The organism is Chloroflexota bacterium (genome assembly GCA_016197225.1).
GTDB lineage: Bacteria > Chloroflexota > Anaerolineae > Anaerolineales > VGOW01 > VGOW01.
The window spans coordinates 33,911-51,333 of sequence record JACPWC010000031.1 but is presented as its reverse complement, the minus strand read 5'-3'; the positions used below and the strand labels follow the sequence as shown (position 1 = coordinate 51,333).

Below are 17,423 nucleotides of genomic sequence, written 5' to 3'. Positions count from 1 at the left end.
TGGTGTGGGTGTGACAGTGGGAGTAGAGGTTTCTTTGAGTAAAAGCAACTGGCTATCCGGCTTGACTTTCCGGTACCCGTTGCAGTCCAAGTGAAAGATAAATGTGTTGAGCGATAAGGCAGGCAAACTTTGTTGGGCGTTGACCGAGATTTCGTAATTCAATTCAACGGTCTCTCCATCCTTTAGAGAGGCCTTCCGCCAGACAGCGGCATTCAAGCTCCGTATTGGCAAGCCAAAATCGACACTTTCCACGGTGGCGGCGTCTGCCGGAAAAGGTAGAGAGGCAACGTAAATATCCTGGGCTACGCTATCCTCCAGTATTCCACCCGTCATTTGCACAAAAACCCGGCGGAGCGATTGCGCCGAAAACGTCTCTATGACTTGTGATTGAGCCATCGATGGATAAAGTGTGTTCGGCGTTAATGGCTCGACGCCGTTCACAATGCCCCGAGTTTCAACGAACGCAAACACTTGAACACCCTGGGCCTGCGCTTCTGTAAGAGATTGTGAAAACTGATCGTCTAACCCTTGAGCGGAATGAACCGCCAGCACAATCGCCGGGATAGTTGAAGGGCGTTTTGATTCATTCAGGTGGCTCAAGGCAAAACGCACACCTTCGGCTAAAGAAGCGGCACCGCCGGGTTGCAGATTGTCGAGCGAAGAATACACCTGGCTATAATTCTCAGTGAGGGTGTCCAGATAGAAGGTTCCTGAGGGACGCCAGGCCAGCACTGCTATGCGGGAGTGCGTGGAGGATGTCGGCGGAGATTGAGGATCTTTGAGCCACTCCAGCACAAAGGTCGTAGGATCGAGTGATATAACATCTTGATCAGTTTGCGCCACAAAATTGCTCAGATTGGCGCACGTTTGAGCCAGATTAGAGCCGGGGTCGTCGGTACCCGCGCTGGGGGAGTTATCTACTACCAGCACCACATCAAGCGCCCGTTGTGGGATTCCGTAACACCCTCCAACCTGTTCCCCTTTCAAAGTCAAGCTGATTTGCGCCAAACGCCCCGGAACGAGCTGACTGGGTTCTGCTTGGATTCTGCCAACGGACACCACGTCATCAATCGCCGGTTGCGCAACCGTTAATGGTAAGGGAACAGGAGTAATCGTCGGTGTCTGAAGCAGTGGGGTAGTCGGGGCAGGTGTGGACGCGAAGACTACTTGAAAGGGCGCAGGCAAAGCGGCCATGAGCAATGCGGCGCTCACCATGAACGCGAGCAAACGACACATAGTCACCCGATAGCGACAATAACAAGCCATGGCAATCTTTACTAATGAGTGCGCCTAAAACTTATGGATCCATTCCTAACTTGATGAGCAGGTTGTGAAAGTGTGTTGGCAACAACATAACCCCTAGCAACAGGCCCAACGTAACCCCGACCGACCACCACTCCATCCAGACCAGAATATTCCCAGAAAGGAATACATCCCACAGTGTCATGGAGCTCATCCAAGTAAGCAGAAATGTCAATAGCCCGACAGAGTGCGTATCCAGCAATCGGTTAGCCAGCGGAATAATTGCAAAAGAATAAATGATCCCTGCAACTCCGCTGAACAATGGCCGTTCGAGCAATAATTGGCCAATTAACGCATCAACATGGCGATCTATGAACACCGCTGCAACGACAATACCGGTAACGATGCCCGCAGTACCTGATACAGGGAATATGGCGTTCAGCCCAAAGAAAACTGCCAATATAAGCAATCCTATTTGTGTTACTGCCGAAATCAACAACCCAACTATTCCGATCTTGTCATCAGTTTTCAACATCGCGCCAATACTCAAGCAACCCAGAGCCAGCAAGAAAGCTGGCACCGGATAAGATGTTACTTTGCGCTCTGGCATCGGGTTAGGTGCAGGTGGCGGGGTTCCGATAAATTGATTGTGACGCGGATGGAAAATATGGTATTCGAGAAGCAATAGAAGCAAGCCCCCAACAAATTGGCTTGAGAATCCTAAAACCCACCCCAATACTGAAGAACCTTCCATGCTATCACGCTGCAGGGCAGGCGCGCTCGCTAACGCCTGCCCCTCACATCTATGTTCAGAGTATAGTTACTCGTTCTTCTTTCGCCCGCCGAAAGGGCTTGTTGGGCGATTACCCTGTTCGCCCAGGGTGGCGGTGCGGCTAGTCCGTTCCTTAGCATCCGCCACCCAATCACTGATCATCATCTCCAGTACCACGGCCAAATCGGCCAGGTCGGCGTAGTCGGGCCTTAACCCTCCCTTGTCGTCAGGATACTCATAGGCCGTTACATTCAAGAATTCCACCAACCCCAGGCCTTTGTCTTCCAGCAATTCAACCTCACCTTGCGGGCCCAACTCCTGCAATTTGCCGTTGATGAGCCGCTCGGCAAATTCGAAGTCAATGGGAGTATCCTGGTCTTCTTGTTGGCTGACCCGCTTGATGGCATACCCATGCAATGCAGTAAGCAGACTGGGTTTGACGCGGCGACCCTGATCGCGTTCGGCATCCCAGCCACGAGTGAGCCAGAATGCACGTTTGCGGCCGTTTTGCTCCCAACTCAAATCCCACTTGTAGAGGCGTCCCGCCGCGTCGTCCTTGATATAACCTAACATGCCAAGATAAACGAATTGCCGCACGGCCTTGAGGTCTTCCATGATCATCACAACCCGCGGGTGCAGGGGCTTGAACGTCTTGCGTTGAATACGCCGTTCGAAGCCAACGGCATTGGCTTCGGCGGCGAAGTTGTGCATAAGCACCGGATCCAGCAGTTCTCGGTTCTTCCGGTGCTGGTCATACGAAGCGAGGCTTTGTGTCCAAGCATCAAATGCATCGTAGGCGTACAAGTCGTCCGTGCGCACCAGCGTCATCTTGTATGGATTTTCAGAACCGACCACTTGAATTGCATAGGTGTCCCCGCGTTTAAGCCTGTCCAGCTGATGTAGGCCACGCAAAATACCTTCCAGGCCGTTCTCGCCTGTAAAGAAGGGATCATTAGGGTCGGCCATGATGCGGATAAGATTGCTTTGTTTACGCGGGTTGGCGCCTGTCGGCCCCTCAAATAGCGGTTTGGCGCTCACTTCAGCGACTTCTTCAGCAAGCTTCCGAGGTGAAGATCCGTATATTCTCTTCAGTTGATCAGCAACAGTTGTGGCCACAGCGACACCAACAAAGCGCCGGCCAGCCAGTTCCAACAGGGCAGATTGGTTGGTCGTGCTGATTTCGCGCCGCAATTGGCTCGAGGCCCCACCCGCAGGGTCGCGCAGGTCTTTGTCCTCCCTGTCCACCGCTTCAGCCCGGATGCGGGCTTGTAGGCTGAACTTGGAGGGCGCACCTTCAAATGATGCTTCCCACTCCCATTGTCGCAGAGCGCGCTCAAGGTCGGCATCGGTAGCCGGAATAGTTGCCTCAGCCACAATCATTTGTACCTTCGTTGCCGTTTTGTCGTAACCGTGCGCAACGTGAACTTCCTCAAGGCTGGCACGCACGCCTTCCCAGAGTCCCGGCAGGCCGCTGGCATCGTCGCCAGTCGCCAGGTGCCAGATCCAACGTTGCAGGGCATCGCGCACCTCAACGCAGATTTCTTTCATCTGGCGCAGAGTTTCGGCTACGAACACGTGCATCACTTCCTCGCGGCGCAACTGCATTGTGCGCTGTTGTGCCTGCAAATAGGCCTGCTCGGACTTAAGAACATCGGGATGCTCCCAGAACCAAAATAATTTCTTGCCCATGCTCTCGGTGAGCATCTTCTGCGCTTGTTGTGTCAGCCCGGCCAACTTGGCTTCTGGAGTCATCCGCTCACGTTCGGCGCGAACAGCTTCCATAAATTCAAGTGCTTCGTCGAGTAGCTTAACTGCGCCATCGAAAAAATCATAGGTGTAGCCCAGCTTGCCACTTCGAGAGACAAGGATGTTCTCCTCAGAGCGACCCATCAGCATTTTTGCGACTCGGGACCGAACCAATCGTTGGAAAAATCTTAGCTGAGTACGGGTAACTTCCCCGAGCAACTTGCCAGTCGCGCCATATTCCGCTTCGCCGGAAGATTTAACTGCTCCAAACAGCTTGAGCATATCCTCTGAAATTTTCTTCAACCGAGCACGTCGGGCATCCTCTGGTTCTTTGTCATCACTTTTTCCGTAACGCTTGGGGATAACAACGTTTAGATTCTCCTCAATATCTTTGCGCAGTTGGACAAGCTCCTGATCCAGGCCAAAGTTCACAAAATAGCCCAGCCATCCATCACGTGCGGCGGCCTCGTTAGAAGCCGCAGCGCCTGCTTTTGCGACACGGCTGATGTTGGCAACCTTTTTCTGATTCTCCTTGTTGTCAACTATTAGTTGCCCGACGCGCTGCAGGAACACAGACGGTTTTTCTATCTGGTCATTGGAATCTATGCCTTCAGTAAACAGGTTTCCACTTCGCGATCGACCGGCGAATCCCGGATCTTCCCCGTTTTTGTCAGGCGCCGCCAATGCCATTAACCTCCCGGCATCGCCTGCTGACAGACGCCCTTCCGAGTCCGGTTCACGCTGAGGCCTAAGCAGTTGGAGCAAAATGTTCTGGGCCAGCGCATGACGTGATGTTTCGACGACAAAGTAGGCCGGTACTTGAACGGTAAACGCGCCAATGGCGCTGTACATTGGCAGGTTGGGAGTCCTTGCATACTCGGTTGCCAGATTTGTCAAGATCCATTCCGAATATGCTGTTCCAGCGTTCTCGTCTAAGAATGCGCTGATAGCCTCGGCCAGCATAGGAAAAACGCCGGTCTTGGCTTCGTCTGTCAACGGTTGGCCGTTCCGTCGCCCATCAACCAGATAACAGGCATCAAAAAGGCGTTGATTAGGGTGCACGCTAAAATTCTGATTGTTCTCAATGTAAGCCACTTCCGGCATCGAGAACTCTTCATCTACCACCATAAACCGATTAAGCTCGCGCCAGGCCGCGAAACAGCGGGCTTTCATGTCATCCGTAGGTTGGGTAGTAAACACGCTCGGCAGGGCGAAAATGCCGCGCATGACGTGCGGAATGTGATATTTGTTGGCCAGCAGGCGCAGAATCAAGGCCATATCGATAAATGTGCCAGAGCCAGTGCCCCCGGCAAACGAGCCGACTAACATGATCTCCAGAGGGTGTTGTTGGGTGGCGCTTGCGCGAACGCCCTCCATGGCGTTGACCAATGCGCGCCAGATTACTGATTTAACTTCGCCACCTAGCACATCCTTGTAAATTGCCAGCCGCCCGAATTGCCGCAACCGTCCGGCGCCTTCGTCAAGATTGAACGTTGCCTGAGTTTGGGTTCGCAGCCAAGTTTCAGCATTAAACCATTTGCGAATCTGCGGGTAGGCCCCTTTTTCATCCATATCTTTCACCATGCTTAAGGCATTGCCGCCAATATGGATGAATTCCATTGCATCAAGCATTACTCCGCCCACAGCAGCCGCTTCTTCCTTCTCGCCGCGCTCGGTGATGCGAGTAGCCGTAGCTTCTAAGCGCCTGGCCGTGTCGAATTCCAACAACCGTAATGTTTTGGGCATCTGCCCGCTATTCGACAAAAGAAGATCGCGCTTAAGCCAGGTTAGTACCCACTGGCCAGTACCACCCAGTCCAATGATCAATCCAGGTCTTGACATGGTTTTCTCCTTTAAAATGATGTGGATTGTAAAGTAGTAGATTGCCAACTACCATCTTGGCGGTCAGCATCACTTTTCATACAAAATGGCCTCATCCTGAAGCGGCATTGAGTTTTCAACATGGTTACCAAGATCGCTTTCTTCCAGCACATAAGTGTACAGAGTTTCACCGGCAGCCCCAATGATGTCTACTGCGACAGCTTTCTCGCCACTGCTCCCTGTTGCTTTGCGGTACTTTATTTCCTTGATCCCAAATTCAGCAAATTGTGGCCTGCGCAACCTTAAGAAAAAGCGTCTTGTTGCCAGTCTGAACGGCCCTGCCTTGACATCAGATGGTTTACCTAGGGCTACGATGGAGATAGCTCCACCAGGCCCGCCAGTCAATGCATAAATTGTTGCTCCCACCAAAGCCGCCAACAAAAACCCGCTGATGCCAAGAGATGTTTGACAAGTGGATGGCCGCGTCCAAAATTGATCGTATCGCTCGAATTTGATCAACCGCGGTTGGTGATAAGCAGGCAGGTAATTTGATGCAAATGCCTCGGGGCGCGGAGTAATTTCAAATTCATACGCCCCTTCATCTGCCGCTGTCAGCCCACCCATCGCCATAAAATACACGCGGTCGCCGTCTTTTACCGTAGTGAGTTGCAAATCCGGCTCGTTATCTTGCGGGCCAACCAAGCGAATACTATACAAATCTTCCAGCCTGCTCGCATTCACTTCATCGGGCCGGAGAGGATTACCACTTAGGTCTTCCAAAACAAACTCTAACTCGACAGGTTGAATACTACCTAAGCATCCATTTGTAAAACTTGAGTGCAAAGCCAGTGTTGATTGCTCGGAGGGAGTAATTGTCTTCACGTTAACCCCATTAATCAACGAGCGCGTCAGAAAGACCTCTTCAGTTTTCTTTTTATCAGAAATGGTGTACAAGTCAATTGGATAGCCACCCACAAACTGCACCTGTACCCGCATCCCCTCACAGGCTACGCCGCCGATCTGATCGTCAAGCAATTCTGCTACAAATATGCCAGTGTCTCCTTGTGGTTTTAGAAAAATCGGGACCCCAAGGGGTTCACCGTTCGCATTCAACGCTTTCGCTTGAAAAGCCTGTTCAAGGTCGGAGTTGATGTAATTGCTCGATAGCGTTCCGTCATCGCCGCGCACCTGAATCGATACTTGAATTGGGATGTTGACAAGTTGTCCCTCTTGCACGTTATTACATGGGAGCGTTTCTCCATTTGCAGGCGACTCAACTGAAAAGCTAAAGCGTTCCAATTTCTTGACGGTATATGTTAATGTTTGACTAAATGCCTGATAACCTATTTCTCCATTGCCGCCAACCGTAGTGCCAGTGATATTCAAAGAATAAGTGCCTTCGACTGGCGCAACGGCGTAAACCGATTTGGAAGGATCTGTCGGGTGTGCGCTACTCCATTCGCTTCGCTCGCCAGAATAATACAATTCGACTTCACCTGGAGCTTGAAAATCGGAAGGGAGTAGGGCGTCGGCAGGCAAGGCGAGATTCGCGACAACGGTAAGCGGATAGTTGCCCTTATCATCATATTTAATTGGGACGCCCTTGTCGGATTTCAGCCGCACCACGAATGGAATAGGATCGTCTATGTCATAGTAAGGTGCGTCGAATTGTTGCGCAAGAAATCCTGAGCCACTCGGTTTTGGGCTGCCCAATGTTGCTTCAGCTACCGCCTGTGCCTTTACTGCCTGATAGCGCCGCTGACACTCTTCTGTACTCAAACTTTCCACTTCAAAGCGCCATGCACCAGGCGCGGGGAAATCAAATACGATTTCCTCGCGGTTGCGTTTCTCAGCATACTTCGAAAGTTGCATGTCTCCCAGAAGGGCCGGGGCCAGACGTTCTTCAACGCCGTTTGAAAACTTGTAGATAGTATTGCCTTGCTCATCCAGTTTTACTAACTTCACTTTAGTAGTTAGTTCTTTAGATCGGAAAAAGACTAGTTGTAAACTCTGAAGATACGGGTCAACATAAAAAATCTCTCCACAAGAAATCGGCTCACCCGCTTGGCCTAGCTCATTATCAACAATCACTCGTATAGATGCTTGAAGAGCCTGTTCGTTGTACGGTTGTACAATTACCTGACCCCCATGCACCTTGGCAATGCTTCGCCAATCATCACCTAGCGATTCCCCGCAACCAACCTGATCTAAGTAGCGGTTGCTTTGGGTTACGCCAGCTGTCATCGCAACTACCCAAATAGAGCGATCACTCCAGGTGGGCTGATTAAGATCGCGTGCCAGCGAACACATGTAATTGCCAACATCAAACTGTCCAATGCCAGTAGGAGTGCCATCTGTAATCATAACGACTGCATGGCGGCGTGGCGCGTAATTTGGCGGGTCCGGCAGCTCTTGCGATTCCCTAAAAATAAGATCCGCTTTCTGAAATGCCGATCGCGGATCTGTCAAGGATTGGCTTCGGTCTTTCCCCGCCTCATCAATCCGCTCAAAATACTCTTGAAGCCAGATGTTCAGATCGGTAGATGCCGTAACGTCAATATCTGTCAGCACATTGCCATCGCTGAGAACCGGCTTGGGAGTGTCGCCGAAAGCAAGGACGCCGATCCGGTGCAAAGCCTCAGGGCAGACATCCAAGCGATTGTCTATTAGTCTTTCTAAAAGATCCTTGACTGCTTCGTAACGATAACCAAGAGGGTCACTAGGAGTCAGCGATTCCCCTGTATTCTCATCCACAGTCGCAAACATACTGTAAGACTGATCAACCAGGATGATCAAATCCAGTCCCCAACATGCCGCCTGTTGTTCTGTTGTAATTTCCACATTGGATTTGGGCGCAGAATCAAGCGCAGATGAGACGCCAGTCAGAGAAAAGATGTCGACAAACACAATGAGAAGGCAAACTGTGATACGGGTAGTATTTCTCATGCCTCTGTCCCTCTATAATTTGGAGTAATTTTCAAAGCGATGAACTGATGCGTGCGAATGGTTGTCGCAAACCATGGATGGCTTGCACTTTCTGGCTGTTGCGCCCCTGATATTGATATTGCCGATCAAGACTGGAGAACAAGGAATTGCTCATTGGGAATGTGTGCCTCTACTGATCAGCTTTGGTGATCAATGGTTGCCTCTCTACCAGCCATTCGTCTATTTCTACTCTCTTAAAGCGCCATAGACGACCTATGTGATGGCAAGGAATCTTTTCCTCTTTGACCAACTTGTAAACAGTTGCAGGGCTGACTTTCAGGTACTTTGCCACATCCCTCACTGTCATCAGCGTCTCACGATTGTTAGGGGTAGAATCTTTGGCCATTGGAACTCACAACCCATTTATCGGCAGTAAAGAGGCTACACATACCACTTACCCGCATCTCCTCTTCCTTTTCGCCTTCCACCCTATGCCTTGCGGTAGAATCAAGGCAAGCAACATGCCAGCACAAGCACTTGGCTTCCCGCATCCTGCAACCAACCACGAATTCGTTGCCAGGGAGGCGTGATTGGCTATTGTCGTTTCAATTCTTTTTGTAATGAGTTAAAGACAATCTAATATAAAAAAATATAACATTACAAGCCATGAGTCAATAGACAAATGTAATGAATCTTAAATAATTCAGACCATTCGGGCCTGTTAGCTCCGCTCTCCGACACAGTGCTGGCGAGCATAGTGTAAGATTTTGGTGAGCACGAAGAACAGCCGCCTTATATTAGGCCGGGTGTTTGGGTGCCAGAGCTCTGCGGGGCGACTTGGCTCTTCTGCCTGCTTCAGGCGCAACCACTCCTCACTTTTCAGCAGGTGTGTTCAGGGTGGCGGCAAACAATAATTCATTACAAATGTCTAGGCTTTTCAGCAAATCGTCAATTTACACCCGTTTGAAAATTTTGTATTCTGTGACCAGCCGCGTTTTGTTCATGACGGCAAGAGGTCGGGCAGGTCAGAGTCCTGCAAGCCAAAAAGCGCCCAACCATGGTTTTCACACAATCTGAGTGCTTTCCAAGCGCGAGACAAATCGCTTCACACATAGGAGGTTCAAATGGATGTACTTGGTTTGGCATTCACTTGCGTACTGGGGCTACTTGTTGGGGGCGTTCTAGGTGGCTTCGGTGTTGCTGTACTCCAACAGATTCGGACAGGGCGCATTAAAATTCCACCCACAATTGCGCTTGGCCCGGTAAAGTTGGATACATCTGGGTTATCCCCACAAACTGCAGGGGCAACGCAAGAAACTGACGTAAGCAGTGTCGGGCCGCTTATTGAGGGTGGTGGTTCCGCAACCGGTGGTTGCCTATCACTTATCGGTGCAGGTATGGTGCTGGTAGGATTCGTTCTACCCTGGTTCACCTGTAGCGTTCCCCTTTTAGCAATTCAGGGGAGCGTCAGCGGATTCAGCGCATTCGTTCAACTTGTTTTTGGAGTCCTGCTGTCTCTAGTGAGCTCCGCTGGCATTGGCACACAGCGCGGCGGTGGTGGCTTAGCGGCTTTAGGACTCTTGTTGACGCTTGTGCTAGTTGCCGCCGCTGTCTTTCTGACTCTCACTCCGCTGATGGGTCTCCAAATTGGCCGAACAGGGCTTCGACTCATTCAGTCTCTAAAAATCACAAATGAACAGCGTCGCCGCACAGCACGCAGTTTGACCATCGCGGCGGTTGTTGGATTTGTGCCTCTGCTGTGCTATATGACGAGCACGATGACTAACTTCAGCGTCGGGGTTCAGGTACAGAATCTTGGCGCAGGGTTATGGGTGACTATGGCTGGCTTTGCGTTGGCATTTGTTGCGGGCATTATCATCTCAACTGCCGCCGCCTTATCCGAGCAATTGCCAAAGCCACCTGCGAAAGATAAGGGTAGCTGAAGCATCACCACAAACCTCTTGAAAGATGAGCCTGTTTCTACCACTCGCAAAAAGGTAATACCATCTATGTTGAATCAACGTAGTTGGTGGCCTATATGCGGCGTGGCTCTATTGCTCGTCGCCATGTTTGGCTGCACGCCAAAAGAGCAGGCTCAATTGCAAACACAAGTCGCGGGAGCGGCTACCCTGGCTGTCAAGGTGGCAACAGAGGCCCCGCCCAAATTGACCCAAGCTGCACAGATAGCTCAAACAGCTATCGCTCTTGCAACTCAGTTAAGCAAACCGCCCACTTCAAGCGCGCCGACAGATTTCGTTTTGGTCACTTCTGCCGCAGGAGTTGAGTTCTGGCGGAAAGACTATCAAGGAGGGAATCCGGACTTTGTTGAGGTAATCAATTTATCTCAGGGAGCATCAGTAAAGCTCTTTCATGGGCAAATCACTGATTTAGGAACTGGGCAGGGAGTATATAAAGGAGACAATCCCAAAATTGCTCGGCAACCCCTTGATGCAGCGTGGAATCTCTTTTCCTCGTCTTATCCCAATGCTTTCTGTATCACAAATGGCCAATTCTTTGTAGATAAAGTGAATGAACAAGTGGTAGATCCCACTACTCTAGCATTTCCTCTAAAAATAGACGAGGTAATCGTTAGCGATGGATATGGTAGCAAGGAATATGTGAATCAAAAGCTCATACTGGAAATCTGGGGAGATATGGCGAATATAAGTGCCCTTACCGAAGATAATCTTTATTCCTCCCCTGCTCCCAATATAATAGCAGGGCTAACGGAGGATGCTAATAAAGGGCCAAACAACCTAACTGGCAGAACTTTCGCAGGAATCGATGACAAAGACAATAATGGGAAGTCCGAAGTAATACTAATCTTCAATTCAAAGACTTCCAAACAAGCAGATGCCGCCAACATACTGAGAAGCTTTGGAGCCGACAAAGTAATAATGCTCGATGGAGGTGATTCAACACAGCTGATCTGTCAAGGCACGCCTTACATTACATCAGATAGAACTTTACCACAGACAATTGGAGTAACAAACAGATAAGACCGAATTTCAGATGTCGCGCCGGCCACTGATGATGAGGCCTCTTGCCAACAAAGGAGAGGCTCACTCTGATCTTTCCCCTATAAAGTGGAGAGTCAGTTAAGCCAACGCGGTGGCAGATTCGAACTCCATTGGACTGCGATAGCCGAGCGCCGAGTGGCGCCGGGTCGGATTGTAAAAGCCTTCGATGTAGCTCACGATCTCCTGCCGGGCTTGGGCCCGCGAGCTAAAGGTGCAACGGTGAATCAACTCGGACTTGAGGGTGGCAAAGAAACTTTCCATCGGGGCATTATCGTAGCAATTGCCCGAACGGCTCATACTGGCCACCGGGCGGTGGAGCGCCAACTCCGCCCGATACTCGGCACTGGCGTACTGACTGCCTCGGTCAGAATGATGGATAACCCCGGCGGCCGGTCGACGTCGCCCAACGGCCATCTGCAAGGCTCGCTTCACCAACGGGGTGGTCAACCGCTCAGCCAAGCTCCAGCCGACAATCCGGCGCGAGTACAAATCCATCACCGTTGCCAGGTACAGCCAGCCGTCGCCAGTGGGCACATAGGTGATATCACTCAACCAGGTCTGATTGGCCGCCGTGGCTTGGAAGGTCTGGGCCAAACGATTAGGGGCGACGGGCAAGCTCGGGTCGACCTGGGTCGTGACCACCCGATAGCGTCGTTTGAGCCGCACTTGCAGGCCATTTTGCCGGATCAGGCGCTCCACCCGCTTGTGATTGCACCGCTCACCTTGCGCCCTCAGCTCGGCCTGCACTCGGGGACTGCCATAGGTCTGCCGACTGCCGGCTTGGATCGCTCGAATGCGAACCACCAGCCCCTGATCCGCCAGGCGGCGTTGACTGGGCGGGCGCTGGCGCCAGGCATAGTAGCCACTGGCCGAGACCGCCAGCACCCGGCACAGCCTGACCACCGGGTAGCTCTCGCGTTCTTCGTCGATGAAGGCGTAGATCATGGCTGTTTGGGTGAGATCACGCCGATAGCTTTTTTTAGGATTTCCCGTTCCTGGCGCAGGATGGCGTTCTCCCGCTCCAGTTGGCGTAGCCGCTCATCGGCTTCAGTCAGGTGACCCTTACCCGGAAAGGCGTTTTTGCCGTTGCGTTGGCGCGCCTGTCGCCAATGGCCCAGGCAACCTTTGCTGAGCCCCAAGTCCCGTTCCAGTTCCGAATCGGGCTTGCCACTGGTTTCGGCCAGGCGCAAGGCTTCCAACTTGAACTCGGGTGTATAGTGCTTACGGATTTGACCCATGAGTGTGTCTCCCTCTTTCAGTCTACTACGACTTTCTCTCTCTCCACTGAACGGGGGGAAGATCACTCTTCACAACCAAATAATCAAGCTGTAAAACTTCTCCTTGACAACCTCCTAACCTTAGATACAATCTCCCCCAGACAGCACGCCAACCCGGCACCATTGGGCAAATAGACTCGCAATTTGAGCACGCTCTCCCGAAACGGGTGGGCGTGCTTTTTTGTTGCCTGCGCCCGATGCTTGATTTGCTTCGCACCCTCCTCACCTGGATCGCCAACGGCGGCCTCATTGTCCTTTTCGTCATGGTGGACAACGTCGCCGTGTTGGCCGCCGTGCCGCCTGTACTTTGGCTAGCGTGGACTGCACCCGCTGAGATGCGCCAGCGCCTGGCTGTCGTCGGCGTGCTGGCCGCCGTCGCCTGCGTTGTCCTCGCGCCGCCTCTGCCCATCATCATCGCCATCATGTCGCTCGCCGGGGCGTTTGCCGTGCATCGCGAGCAGTTCAGCCGCGATCAATTGCTGGCTCGCGTCACGGCGAGTTTGGGCGTGTACACCTTGGCCGCCCTCGGGGCGGCGTTGTTCTCGCAATACCTGTCCACACTGGACGAGGCGAGTTGGGGCGGCCTCTTCGCCATCGGCAACGCCGCCCACACCGTCGCCCAGGGCCGCGACTATCTCAACACCATCGCCGCCATTTTCCTCATCGGCGTCCTGCCGGTTGTGTACCTCGGCCTGCTCTTCCAGAGCCTGTTCCTGCACGCGCCACCCAAAGCCGCCCCGGCAGATTATCTGGCCCGCATTCGTAGTCGCAGTAGGAGGCCGTCGCCATGATTACGGTGCTTGATGCTGGCGTGCGCGACCGGGGCGGCGCGCTCGACTACGCCTACTTCCGCCTGGCCACTGCCGAAGGAGAACGCTGGCGGTGCGTGCCGCTGTGGGAACTGCGCTACATCCCCATCGAGAGCCGCGAAGAGCCGGACGTGCTGGGCAAGACCTGGAGCGCGATGCGCGGGATGCACAACGCCGGTATTGACTTCGTCTACGTCGCGGCGGGCATCTTCAAGCCCGACCACATCGGCGTCAGTCAAATGTACGGCGTCGCCTGTGAGGCCGCAGGCGAAGAGGCTGCCGCCGACGCGGCGAGGGCGGCAATGGATGCGGTGCGGGCCATCATGGCCAACTTCCAGCAATCGCGGCTCCTGCCCGCCGACGCCGATCGGGTGAAGTGGCTCATCGAGTTCATCGCCACCCGGCGGCGGGTGCTGGCCTGTCTCGGCCATCCTGACCCGCGCCAGACCAAACGCGGCCTGGGCAGTGAGGGCAAGATGTCCGATCCGGACGACGACCTAGCCCTCCAGCAAAACGAAATCCTCTTTCGCGGGCTGGCCAAACTTCGCGAGAATTTTGCCTTCGTCGTCAACGCCGACCGCATCGCCCGTGGGTCGCTGGTCGAAGGGCTGGTGCGGGTGGCCGAAGAGGCGGCCAAGTTCGCCAGCCGCCGCAAGGGTTCCATCGGCATCGGCATCTCCCTTGGCATTCCCATCATGACCGGCATCGCCAGCGCCGTGGCTGGCACTCACTCCGCCGGTCAAGCCCAAGCTCATGCCGTCTCCGACGGAGTCTCGCAGAGCGACGGGCGGGCGCACACCGACTCGTGGGCCCATACCGACAGCCACTCGGTCGGCGTTGGCCAGTCCGAGTCGTGGGGCGAGAGTCATGCCCAGGGCGTCTCTCATTCACAGGGCGTGTCGGAGGCTGTCTCGGATAGCGTGGGGCACTCGGTCGGCCAGGGCTGGTCGCACACCGATAGCCAGAGCGAGGGCTGGGGTGAGACCAATGGCCAGTCGTGGGGACACAGCGACGGCCACTCGGTCGGCTCCAGTTGGGGCCACGCCGAGATGTCCGGCGTCAATCACAGCAACAACTTCAGCGCCAGCCAGTCGCAAAGCAACGGCGTGACAGTCGGCAGCAGCGACGGCACAGGCACTTCACAAACCGAAACCGAAGGCTCGTCTTCCAACGTCGGCGGCGGGGTGCAAATCCATCCCAATGACCTGCCCGTCGTCGGCGGCTTGTTGCCAGATGGCATCGACCCGAGCGTCAGCATCTCTGCCGGGGAGAACCAAAGCAGTGCGTCGTCAACCTCGCAGAACCACAGTGACAGCGTGGCCGTCAACAGCGGCGCGTCGCATGGGGTGAGCGTCGGTTACAGCGACGGCTGGTCGTCCGGAGTCAGCGACTTCGTCGGCGGCTCGGAGTCGTTCAGCTCCTCAGACAGCGTCGGCGGCAGTCACAGCGTGAGTCACTCTAACTCTATCGGCTCGGCGGATGGCGTCTCCGGCAGTGTGTCCGACTCGGAGTCGCACGGCGTCAGTCACGGCGCCTCCGAGAGCTGGGGCGAGTCGGAGTCATGGGGCCAGTCCCATTCGACCGGCGTGAGCAAGACTGAAGGCTGGGGCATGGCTGACACCGTCGGCGGCGCGGACAGTGTCTCTCATGCCGAGGGCCGTTCGCATACCGAAGGACAAGGGCAGGCCATCACCCAGGGACAGGGCGGCGGGCAGGCCTTTACCGGCGGCTTCTCGACCGGCATCACGCCCGGCCTCAACCTCTCGCGCAGTTTCCAGACCGAAGACGACGTGGCCGACCGCGTGACCGAGGACCTGCGCCGGGTCGAAGCCCTGCTCAACCAGGCCGCGAGCGAGGGCGGTTTCATGACCGACGCCTATCTCTTCGTCGACTCGCCGGGAGCAGAGCAAGCGGCGGCGGCCCTCGTGCCCCAAGCCTTTCACGGGCCGGTCGTCCCCCAACCAATTCTCACCCGGGCCATCGCCGGCGACGACTTGTCCATCGTGCGTCATCATGCGCTGGCCTTCCGCCCCTGCCGCTCGCTCGACAGCGGCGACCCATTCGGCGGACTCTTGTGGCGGCGCTACGGCACTCTGCTCACCGCCGGAATGTTGGCCGCTTATGCCGCGCCCGGTTTGTTTGAAGAAGGCCCGGCCACCACCACCCAAGAGCGACTCCCCGCGCTGGCTTTCTATCCGACGATGCCTGGCGAAGTCGTCATCGGCCATCAATACAGTCCCGAAACCTACGAACTCACCGACGCACCGGTGCGCCTCGACCGGGGCCGTTACTTCCACACCGCCTTCTGCGGCGACACCGGCTTCGGCAAGTCGGTGGCCGCGATCCGCATGGCCTACGAGACCACCCTCAAATGGAAACTGCGAACGGTGGTGCTCGACTTCGGCGCGGGCTGGCGGTCGCTCCTCAACGCGCCCGGCCTCGACGGCCATTGCAACATCTATCAACTGCAGCCCGGCGGGGCGCGGCCCTTCCGCTGGAACCCTCTGCAAATCGGCACCCACATTGACCCTGAAACCCAGTGGCGTCAGTTCACCGACATCTTCGCCGCGCTCTCGCAACTCGGCGTCAAGCGGCAGACCGGCGAGATGCGCAACGCCCTCAAGCGCGTCTATGTCGCCGCTGGCGTGCTGGTCAACGACCCGGCGGTGCAGAGCGATCCGGAGTGGGGCGTGGTTCGCCCTCTCGAAGAAGCGTTAGCCAATGCGCCAGCCGGAACACCCATCTCATCTCTCCCGCGAAGCGGGCGGCAAAAACTCGCCGTGCATCGCTCCAAGCAATGCGATCTCTCTGACCTGTACGCCGACATCAGCCGCGAGCTACGCGCTGTCCCGGCGCGCGACACGATGCTGCGCGGGGTGCTGGAGGGCATTCTCATCCGGCTCGACCCGCTGGTGCAGGGCGCGGCCTCACAGCAATATGCCAAAGGCGAAGGATGTGTGGAACTTTCGGACATCGCCGCGCCGTGGGGCGTGGTCATTCTCGAAGGCGGGGCGATGATGGACGCCTTCTCCAAAGCATTCTTGCTGGCCTTTGCTGCCTGGCACATCTACACCGACGCCGTGACCCGCCGCAAGCCGGGCGACCCTTCGGCAGGCTCGGGGCAGGCTCTCGAAGGTGCCGACGACTATATGCAGATCATCTTCGAGGAGGCCAACAAGATTCTGGGCGGCCTCTCCGGCGGGGGCGGCGGCGAGGATGGCCCCAGCGCCGCCGAGTACGTAGCCGACCTGTTCGCCAACATGTGGCGCGACTCGCGCAAGTACCGGATGTGGCTGCACATCATCACCCAGAGTCCGTCCCTCATCCCGCCCGGCATCCTGTCGTCGTGCAATAACCTGATCGTCAACCAACTCAAGAACGCCAAAGACCGCGATCTGGTCGTGGCCGCGCTGGCCCGCTCCGAAAAGGGTTTGCTCGACGTGCAATACAGCCGCCTCATCGCCCGCCTGCCCATCGGCCAGGCCATCGCCAAGTTCGGCTACGCCTTCGACTCCGCCGACGTGGAGCCATTGCTCATGCGCCCGCGCCTCCTCAAAGCCGCCGAGCCGAGCGATGAAGACATTCTGAGGATATTGGGATGAAGACTTCAACCCGACTCGCCCTTGTCCTCCTACTCGTCGGAGTCGCGGTGGTCGCCGTCTCCGTCCAGGCGGCCTTCGTCGTGGCCCCGCCTACCATCACGCCCACCGCCTGGGTGCCGCCGCGTATCGCCACTGCCACCCCGCCGCCCACGCCTACCGGCGGTTGGTTCGAGCAGATGTATCCGGTCACACCCACTCAACCATGAGGA

At 55.2% G+C, this 17,423-nt stretch carries 11 protein-coding genes; 5 read left to right on the top strand and 6 right to left on the bottom strand.

Features of this window, described 5'->3' with window-relative positions; genetic code table 11:
• Nucleotides 1–1,297: 1,297 nt before the first annotated feature.
• From HYZ49_05800 to HYZ49_05785, 4 genes are all read right to left on the bottom strand, one after another.
• Nucleotides 1,298–1,996 carry a hypothetical protein gene (locus HYZ49_05800; protein MBI3241791.1) on the bottom strand — a complete coding sequence of 233 codons (699 nt, stop codon included), beginning with the start codon at nucleotides 1,994–1,996 and terminating at the stop codon, nucleotides 1,298–1,300.
• A gap of 66 nt (nucleotides 1,997–2,062) precedes the next feature.
• Nucleotides 2,063–5,602, bottom strand: a complete 3,540-nt coding sequence (locus HYZ49_05795) for a hypothetical protein (protein ID MBI3241790.1) — start codon at nucleotides 5,600–5,602, stop codon at nucleotides 2,063–2,065.
• Between the two features lie 69 nt (nucleotides 5,603–5,671).
• On the bottom strand, nucleotides 5,672–8,527 hold the full coding sequence (locus tag HYZ49_05790) for a VWA domain-containing protein (protein ID MBI3241789.1): 2,856 nt from the start codon (nucleotides 8,525–8,527) through the stop codon (nucleotides 5,672–5,674).
• A gap of 169 nt (nucleotides 8,528–8,696) precedes the next feature.
• Nucleotides 8,697–8,912: a helix-turn-helix domain-containing protein gene (locus HYZ49_05785; protein ID MBI3241788.1), complete on the bottom strand. Its 216-nt coding sequence runs from the start codon at nucleotides 8,910–8,912 to the stop codon at nucleotides 8,697–8,699.
• 718 nt (nucleotides 8,913–9,630) lie between these two features.
• On the opposite strand from HYZ49_05785, the gene HYZ49_05780 reads away from it, so the two are divergent.
• Entirely contained in the window at nucleotides 9,631–10,449 is an 819-nt protein-coding gene (locus tag HYZ49_05780) for a hypothetical protein (GenBank protein ID MBI3241787.1), read from the top strand.
• Between the two features lie 66 nt (nucleotides 10,450–10,515).
• Nucleotides 10,516–11,505, top strand: coding sequence for a phosphodiester glycosidase family protein (locus HYZ49_05775; protein MBI3241786.1), 990 nt, complete (start codon nucleotides 10,516–10,518; stop codon nucleotides 11,503–11,505).
• Nucleotides 11,506–11,604: 99 nt separating this feature from the next.
• Here the strand turns inward: HYZ49_05775 and HYZ49_05770 are convergent, their stop codons facing one another.
• Together HYZ49_05770 and HYZ49_05765 are read right to left on the bottom strand one after the other, a co-directional pair.
• Complete coding sequence (locus HYZ49_05770) at nucleotides 11,605–12,471, bottom strand: IS3 family transposase (GenBank protein MBI3241785.1); 867 nt, start codon at nucleotides 12,469–12,471, stop codon at nucleotides 11,605–11,607.
• Nucleotides 12,468–12,764 (bottom strand): transposase, encoded by a 297-nt coding sequence (locus tag HYZ49_05765; protein ID MBI3241784.1) that lies wholly within the window; start codon nucleotides 12,762–12,764, stop codon nucleotides 12,468–12,470. Before HYZ49_05765 ends, HYZ49_05770 begins: the two co-directional genes overlap by 4 nt.
• Nucleotides 12,765–13,000: 236 nt before the next feature.
• On the opposite strand from HYZ49_05765, the gene HYZ49_05760 reads away from it, so the two are divergent.
• The 3 genes from HYZ49_05760 to HYZ49_05750 are packed head-to-tail and all read left to right on the top strand — an operon-like array spanning nucleotide 13,001 to nucleotide 17,420.
• Nucleotides 13,001–13,594 (top strand): hypothetical protein, encoded by a 594-nt coding sequence (locus tag HYZ49_05760; GenBank protein MBI3241783.1) that lies wholly within the window; start codon nucleotides 13,001–13,003, stop codon nucleotides 13,592–13,594.
• Nucleotides 13,591–17,214, top strand: coding sequence for a serine-rich protein (locus HYZ49_05755; GenBank protein ID MBI3241782.1), 3,624 nt, complete (start codon nucleotides 13,591–13,593; stop codon nucleotides 17,212–17,214). Before HYZ49_05760 ends, HYZ49_05755 begins: the two co-directional genes overlap by 4 nt.
• Nucleotides 17,211–17,420: a hypothetical protein gene (locus tag HYZ49_05750; GenBank protein MBI3241781.1), complete on the top strand. Its 210-nt coding sequence runs from the start codon at nucleotides 17,211–17,213 to the stop codon at nucleotides 17,418–17,420. The genes HYZ49_05755 and HYZ49_05750 overlap by 4 nt, the downstream gene beginning before the upstream one ends.
• Nucleotides 17,421–17,423 lie beyond the last annotated feature (3 nt).

What these genes read in the sequence shown, in the direction of transcription:
- HYZ49_05800 (MBI3241791.1), bottom strand. Translation starts at nt 1,996, where the DNA reads ATGGAAGGTTCTTCAGTATTGGGGTGGGTTTTAGGATTCTCAAGCCAA.
- HYZ49_05795 (MBI3241790.1), bottom strand. Translation starts at nt 5,602, where the DNA reads ATGTCAAGACCTGGATTGATCATTGGACTGGGTGGTACTGGCCAGTGG.
- HYZ49_05790 (MBI3241789.1), bottom strand. Translation starts at nt 8,527, where the DNA reads ATGAGAAATACTACCCGTATCACAGTTTGCCTTCTCATTGTGTTTGTC.
- HYZ49_05785 (MBI3241788.1), bottom strand. Translation starts at nt 8,912, where the DNA reads ATGGCCAAAGATTCTACCCCTAACAATCGTGAGACGCTGATGACAGTG.
- HYZ49_05780 (MBI3241787.1), top strand. Translation starts at nt 9,631, where the DNA reads ATGGATGTACTTGGTTTGGCATTCACTTGCGTACTGGGGCTACTTGTT.
- HYZ49_05775 (MBI3241786.1), top strand. Translation starts at nt 10,516, where the DNA reads ATGTTGAATCAACGTAGTTGGTGGCCTATATGCGGCGTGGCTCTATTG.
- HYZ49_05770 (MBI3241785.1), bottom strand. Translation starts at nt 12,471, where the DNA reads ATGATCTACGCCTTCATCGACGAAGAACGCGAGAGCTACCCGGTGGTC.
- HYZ49_05765 (MBI3241784.1), bottom strand. Translation starts at nt 12,764, where the DNA reads ATGGGTCAAATCCGTAAGCACTATACACCCGAGTTCAAGTTGGAAGCC.
- HYZ49_05760 (MBI3241783.1), top strand. Translation starts at nt 13,001, where the DNA reads ATGCTTGATTTGCTTCGCACCCTCCTCACCTGGATCGCCAACGGCGGC.
- HYZ49_05755 (MBI3241782.1), top strand. Translation starts at nt 13,591, where the DNA reads ATGATTACGGTGCTTGATGCTGGCGTGCGCGACCGGGGCGGCGCGCTC.
- HYZ49_05750 (MBI3241781.1), top strand. Translation starts at nt 17,211, where the DNA reads ATGAAGACTTCAACCCGACTCGCCCTTGTCCTCCTACTCGTCGGAGTC.